The sequence below is a fragment of the Hydrocoleum sp. CS-953 genome (genome assembly GCF_002260545.1).
Classification (GTDB): Bacteria; Cyanobacteriota; Cyanobacteriia; order Cyanobacteriales; family Microcoleaceae; genus Trichodesmium.
Map to the genome: position 1 here is coordinate 1 of NZ_LGSU01001089.1, position 6,677 is coordinate 6,677.

Below are 6,677 nucleotides of genomic sequence, written 5' to 3' on the forward strand. Positions count from 1 at the left end.
GTTTTAGGAAATATTGGTGTTGCTTATGAAGCATATTAAACTATCAGTTAACTATAGAATACAGCAATGAGCGCTCAGGTATTTACAATGTCCAGCTCAAAGTGCAGTAATTAAAAAGGTTATAAAAAATAATGTGTAAATATGCCAGCGCACATTGCTATATTATCAGCAACACTTAAATATTTCCGTAGCATTTCCTGCGGAATGCTGCGCAAACAGCTATTAGCAGTTAGCTCTCAGCTTTTACCAAAAAAATGGGTATAAAGCCTCTCCTTTCAGGGAGAAAAAAATAAAAAATTTTCCTTTTAACCAATCCTCTTCTTTTCAAGAAGAGGTAATTATTAATTATTAATTGTTAATTATTAATTATTGAATTGGTCATTCTGTGCAAAAAGATGCCTGAAAGTAATAACTTATTAAGTTTAGCTGATGACCTTTTTTGTGTCGGACTTTTAATTCTCGCTATCAGACGAATTCCTTCTTCTAGCTGATAGCTGACCGCTGAATGCTTAAATATTTCTAGATAAATTCAACACTGAAAAGGGAAACAAAAGCATTAGGAAATTTAGGGAATACTTATTCATCTTATTCTCTATAAAATTATCAACAAGCAGTTAAATATCAACAAAAACATTTAGCGAACGCTCAAGAAACCCTAGACAAATTTACCATCGAACAAGCTTGCTCAAGTTTAGGAATAGCCGATCATGTCTTGGGAGAATTTTCCCTCGCTCAACAATACTATCAACGACAATTAGCTATTGCAAAAAAAATAGATAATTATACTAGCCAAGGAGATGTTTTATTTAATCTAAGATTAGTATATGAATCAATGGAAGATAGAATAAAAGTAGAAGAATTGAAACAACAACAAATAGCGATCGCCAAAGAATTATTATCAAAACAATTTAGCAATAACTTTACAGAAATTGCTCAAAATGTGGCTCTAAATCTTACCGAAGATTCTGCAGTTAGTGATTTAAGTGTCATAGACCTCCAATATACTAATTTTGGGCGTGGTGCGACTCAATGATTTTGATAAGCATTGCTGATTTTAGGTATTAAACTAAGACAAAAGAAGAGGGAACAAAAAAAGCAGAAAAAGCAGAAAAATTATAAATTTTATCAAGTTTATTGAACTAAGGAAGCAGTTATCATCAAGATTTCTAGCTTTATAGTAAAGATTTATCACGGCTGGCATAAAACGTCAATTGAGAAAAACTTATTTCTAACCCCTGACTCCTGACTCATGATTTATGACTCCTGACTGTTAAGACTTAACAAGACCAAAAAATAAGTTAAAACTAATTTTCTGGGAGTGAAAACTGGTATAACAGTTAAAAATATAGCTGATGAAAATTTTGACTCTATGACTGGTATTGAAGGATTATGGCCTCATAATATTAGCCCCAACCGACTAGCTGTGTTGGAAATAAAATTGGTGCTTTGGTTGCGATCGCAGAATTTTAGCTCTGAGTTAGCTGCTCAGTCATTACAATATAAATCTCCAGAGGAGTTGCAAGGTTTAATGTTATCTGCAACTGCTGCTGGATGTGATTTTTCAGAGTTTAGAATAATAAGCAAAAATGTAATTGAGGCAAATACAGAAAATTTATTGGAGTTAGCAAATATTGCCGATCTAAATCCTGTTCAAGATTTTGCTGGTGCTAAATTATTAGGGGTTAATTTATGTGGTGTTGATTTGAGTGGAGCAAATTTATATGGTGCTTACCTACGGGGTGCAGATTTAAGTGATGCAGATTTAAGTGAAGCTAATCTTAGTAAAGTAAATTTGGGTGGTGCAGATTTGAGTGGTGCGTTGTTAAGTAATGCCAATCTAACTGATGCAAACTTGCACCTTGTTAGTCTAGCTTTGGCTAATTTAAGTGGTGCGAATTTGAGTAATGCGAATTTGAGTAATGCGAATTTGAGTAATGCGAATTTAAGTGATGCGAATTTGAGTAATGCGAATTTGAGTGATGCAGATTTAAGTAATGCTGGATTAGCATTAACAAATTTAAAAGGAGCTAATTTTCACAATACAAAAGTAGACAATGCTAGGTTATGGCATGATGCTGGTTTATCTGAAGAAATGAAGGGAGATTTAATTAGCCGTGGGGCAGTTTTTGAGGATGCTTAGTCAGAAAAAAATTAATTAATTACTAATCTATTTACTTGATTTTCCTGTTCATATTTTTCTATTTATACTTTCGGTAATTGCAGAAAAGACAGAATCAATATAAGTAATACCAATTCACTTTAAAGATGTCAGAAATAGTCTCAAACTTTAGATGTGAAATAATTTCCTGAAATTACTTTGGAATCAAAGTTTTGAGTCTATGAAATCTTAATGAATGAGTAACTTTTAACTTCCGTGAAATGGTATAAGTATCTAGTCATTTCAGTTATCAGTTATTANAATAGTCTCAAACTTTAGATGTGAAATAATTTCCTGAAATTACTTTGGAATCAAAGTTTTGAGTCTATGAAATCTTAATGAATGAGTAACTTTTAACTTCCGTGAAATGGTATAAGTATCTAGTCATTTCAGTTATCAGTTATTAGCCTCCAGAGTCGTAACTGTGTTTTTTCCTTACAGAATGCTCCGCTTTCCATGTCGCTTAGGGTTTGACTAAGGAACATGAAAAACTTGCGTTGTGCAGTAGCAAAACAGTACCGACGGCTGAAACTATAGCCTTTAAATAGTCAAATTTATTTTTTCATCGCCTTAAAATGGAAGGGTTGAGACCTTATTCTTTGGTCATAAATTAAGTTAGTTTTGCCAGAGGAAAAGTCAAAATTTACTGGTTTCATCTATTTTAATTAGAATTTAACCTGCCTATTTCTTCAGATTTTATCTAAATGCCTTTTTTGTAATAATTATTTGTGATAATTATATTAGAAAAAGGTTAATTATTCTGAGTTATACAGGACTAAATTAATTTTAATGATTGGCCTCAAATAACATCTTAAATTTCAAACATTAAAGATATAGGTATATATGGCTAACCAAAAATCACTTGATAAACTACAGAAACTAATTCAAGGTACAAAAAATCAAGCAATAAATGATGCTGATGAAACCACCAATCAAAAATTGACTAACAATTTTGCTGGTGTAAATCTTGAGTATGCTGACCTAAGTCTGAGCGATCTAGATGATATTAATTTGAGTGACGCTATTCTGAGAAGTGCTTATTTATTGTGCGCTAATTTGAAAAGAACTAACTTTAGTAATAGCGATCTGAGTCATGCTAATCTGAGTGGGGCAATAATGTGGTTTGCTAACTTTAGTAAGGTGAATTTCCAGGGTGCAGACCTCAGAGGAGCCAGTTTTAGGGGTGCTAACCTACAGGGTGCTAACCTAGAGGGTGCTAATCTCTGGCGTAGCGAGATTACAAATTCAAAGTTAATTGAAACTAATCTGACTAATGCTAATTTGACTCGTGCTAATTTGAGAAATAGCAATCTTACAAATGCCAACTTTAGTTATGCGGAACTTAATGATGCTAATCTCAATGAAGCTAATCTTAAAGGTACTAATTTTAGTCATGCCAATTTGACAGATGTTAGCCTTNGGGTGCTAATCTCTGGCGTAGCGAGATTACAAATTCAAAGTTAATTGAAACTAATCTGACTAATGCTAATTTGACTCGTGCTAATTTGAGAAATAGCAATCTTACAAATGCCAACTTTAGTTATGCGGAACTTAATGATGCTAATCTCAATGAAGCTAATCTTAAAGGTACTAATTTTAGTCATGCCAATTTGACAGATGTTAGCCTTAAAGATGCTAATCTCGAAGAAGCTAATTTATCTAATGTTAATCTTTTTGGAGGTCAATTAAATCGAGGCAATCTTAGTAGCGCTAATTTTAGTGATGCTAATCTTAATTGCACTAATTTTAGTGATGCTAATCTTAATAACACAAAGTTGAAAGGTGTTAACTTAAATCATGTTAATTTAAGAGGAGTAAAAATTAATCATGGAACAGAATTAGATGATAAGTGGTATCTTGTTTGGGATATTGTTAATCATGGTGCTTATGGGAGAAATTTAAGTGGAGTTAACCTAGAAAATGCCGATCTTAAGGGTGCTAATATTGGCACTGCTAATTTAACTAATGCTAACCTCAAATATGCTAACCTCAGATATGCTAATCTCAGCAATGCTAATCTCACTAATATTCAATTAATTAATGCTAATCTAGCAGATATTAATTTGATTAAAGCTAATTTATATCATGCGAATATGGAAGGGGCTAACCTAAGCAATACTTTATTATTTAATTCTATTATGACGGGTGCTTTATTGAATGAAGCTAAACTTTTAAAAGCCCAATTGTGTGATACCGAATTATCAAATGCCAAATTAATGATGGCAAATCTGATGAATGCTAACTTGAAAAATGCTAGGTTATTGGGTGCTGATTTAAGAGAAATTAACCTAGAAGGTGCAGAATTAGATGGCGCTCTATTTGGTAATAATCTGGGAATTTCTGAGGAAATGAAGCAGGAATTAATTAAACGTGGGGCAGTTTTTCAGGATGAATATTAAGGTATAATATTATGTTTATGTTCAACAATTAATAATTAATTAGGGTTTCCTGAAAAAGTCTTATGGGTGAGGGTAGGAGTCAGGAGAAAGGAGAAAGGAGACAGGAAGAGTCAGGAATGAGCGAGGAGGCAGGAGGAAGAATTATCCCTTGATTTTTCAGCTATGAGTCAACCCAAAATCCTAACTTTATGCAGCTCTAAGNAATTATCCCTTGATTTTTCAGCTATGAGTCAACCCAAAATCCTAACTTTATGCAGCTCTAAGGAGCAAAAACCTTGTACTTTTTCCAGATCTAAAACGGCTAAAACCTTTACCTGTAAATGCTTTAAAATTTAATCAGCAAGCCCTAATTATTACTTCTTCTTTCATATCAGGAGTTAGTAGTAAAGATAGTAAGGAGTCTGAAATGGGAAATATCTTGAAATAAAAATTTGGTATGTTAGATAGACTCTTATAGCCTAGTTAAACATAGCATTATTTTTGAGCATTGGTAATCATAACAAATGTCAGGGTTTAGTAACGAAATTTATCAAAGATGACTAACTATATTTCCGTCATCTTTGATAGTAATAAATGTAAGCATTCAGCCGTCAGCCATCAGCTATCAGCTATTAGCTTCATTACCTTGAAAGAGGGAATAGAAATTAGTATTAAACTGTACCTCACCATCCTAAAAATTGTTGATAAACATAGGGTAGCATTCAGCGGTTAGCTATAAAAAGCATTCGAGCTGAGTGCTGACCGCTAATAGCTGAATGCTTACTAATAAATAGCAATGTGTTCTTGTTTCTCCCTTACTTTACAGCGCTTTTCAGATGGATAAACCACATCGTCATAATCAAAACTCTGTAGGGGCGAATAGCCATTTAGCGTTCCGCACAACTTTCCTGACGGAATGCTCCACAAACGTTAACGCTGCGCGACATGTTTGCGCTAGCATTCCGAAGGAAAAAGCGTTAGCGCAGTTCCTCTGGAAGAGGCAGTTCCTCTGGAAGAGGCAGCATTCCGTCAGGAAAAACCCCCTACTGTGGTCTACTGAAATGAAAACCACTGTAACTCTAATACTTGATTACTTTATCTTCAATAAGTATATTAGTTTTGATAGTATTTTCCTTATTTATTATAATTATCAAAACTATGATGACTTAAGATTTAAAATTGATGCGGTAATTCCTAAATAATTATCCTACTAATTTTTCAATTGCATCAATATTGCTAGGCAATTCTTGAGTCAAAATTTCAGCTCCCTCTGTAGTAATTAAAATATCATCCTCAATCCTAATACCTCGAACATCAGAAAATTTTTCTAGCTTTTCCCAATGAACAATATTCTGATATTTTTGACGCATTTCTAAATCATTTAAAATAGCTGGAACTTGATAAAAACCAGGTTCAATTGTGACTAACATTCCCGGAATTAATGGACGATTTAATCGTAAAAAACCTAAACCAAAACGACTACTACGTTCCCTACCAATTTCATATCCAGCTAAATCTCCTAAATCTTCCATATCGTGAACATCTAAACCTAATAAATGACCAACTCCATGAGGAAAAAATAAGGCATGAGCATCCATTTCTACTAAGTCTTCTGGTTTACCTTTTAAAATTCCTAAATCAACTAATCCTTCAGTAATAACTTTAGCTGCTAATAAATGAATATCTAAATATTCTACACCTGCTTTAATTTGAGAAATACAAGTATCATGGGCAGCTAAAACTACATCATAAATATCTCTTTGTGTAGGAGAAAATTTACCAGAAACAGGCCAAGTTCGAGTCACATCACTTGCCCAACCTAAAGTTGTTTCTGCTCCTACATCTGCTAATAGTAAATCTCCTGTTTGTAGAGGATGATAATATTGTTCATTGTGCAAAACTTCTCCATATACAGTCACAATACTACCGTAAGCACAAGTCATATTATGAGAAATAATAATACTCTCCATTGCAGCACGGATATTTGCTTCAGATTTAGCATTTTTTGTGGCTGCTATTCCTGCTTTATGAGCTTCTACTGTTACTGCTGCTGCTTGTTTGATTTCTCTTAAAGCTGTATCATCATGGCTAAGTCTTAAAGAGATAATTGCTTTAGTTAATTCTAAGTCAATTTCTTGGGG

The 6,677-nt window shown here is 33.3% G+C and carries 5 protein-coding genes; 4 read left to right on the plus strand and 1 reads right to left on the minus strand.

What is annotated here, in order from left to right:
• Positions 1-712: 712 nt before the first annotated feature.
• The 4 genes from AFK68_RS16395 (at position 713) to AFK68_RS45455 (ending at position 4,557) form a co-directional block, all read left to right on the plus strand.
• Positions 713-1,033, plus strand: coding sequence for a hypothetical protein (locus tag AFK68_RS16395; protein WP_094673713.1), 321 nt, complete (start codon positions 713-715; stop codon positions 1,031-1,033).
• 285 nt (positions 1,034-1,318) lie between these two features.
• Entirely contained in the window at positions 1,319-2,140 is an 822-nt protein-coding gene (locus tag AFK68_RS16400; protein WP_246844232.1) for a pentapeptide repeat-containing protein, read from the plus strand.
• Positions 2,141-3,001: 861 nt separating this feature from the next.
• Positions 3,002-3,577 (plus strand): pentapeptide repeat-containing protein (locus tag AFK68_RS16405; RefSeq protein ID WP_210407443.1); only part of this gene is annotated, 576 nt, incomplete at its 3' end.
• A gap of 26 nt (positions 3,578-3,603) precedes the next feature.
• On the plus strand, positions 3,604-4,557 hold the full coding sequence (locus AFK68_RS45455) for a pentapeptide repeat-containing protein (protein WP_371357421.1): 954 nt from the start codon (positions 3,604-3,606) through the stop codon (positions 4,555-4,557).
• Positions 4,558-5,738: 1,181 nt separating this feature from the next.
• Here the strand turns inward: AFK68_RS45455 and AFK68_RS16420 are convergent.
• On the minus strand, positions 5,739-6,677 hold a 939-nt coding region (locus tag AFK68_RS16420; protein WP_094673717.1), incomplete at its 5' end, for a M24B family metallopeptidase.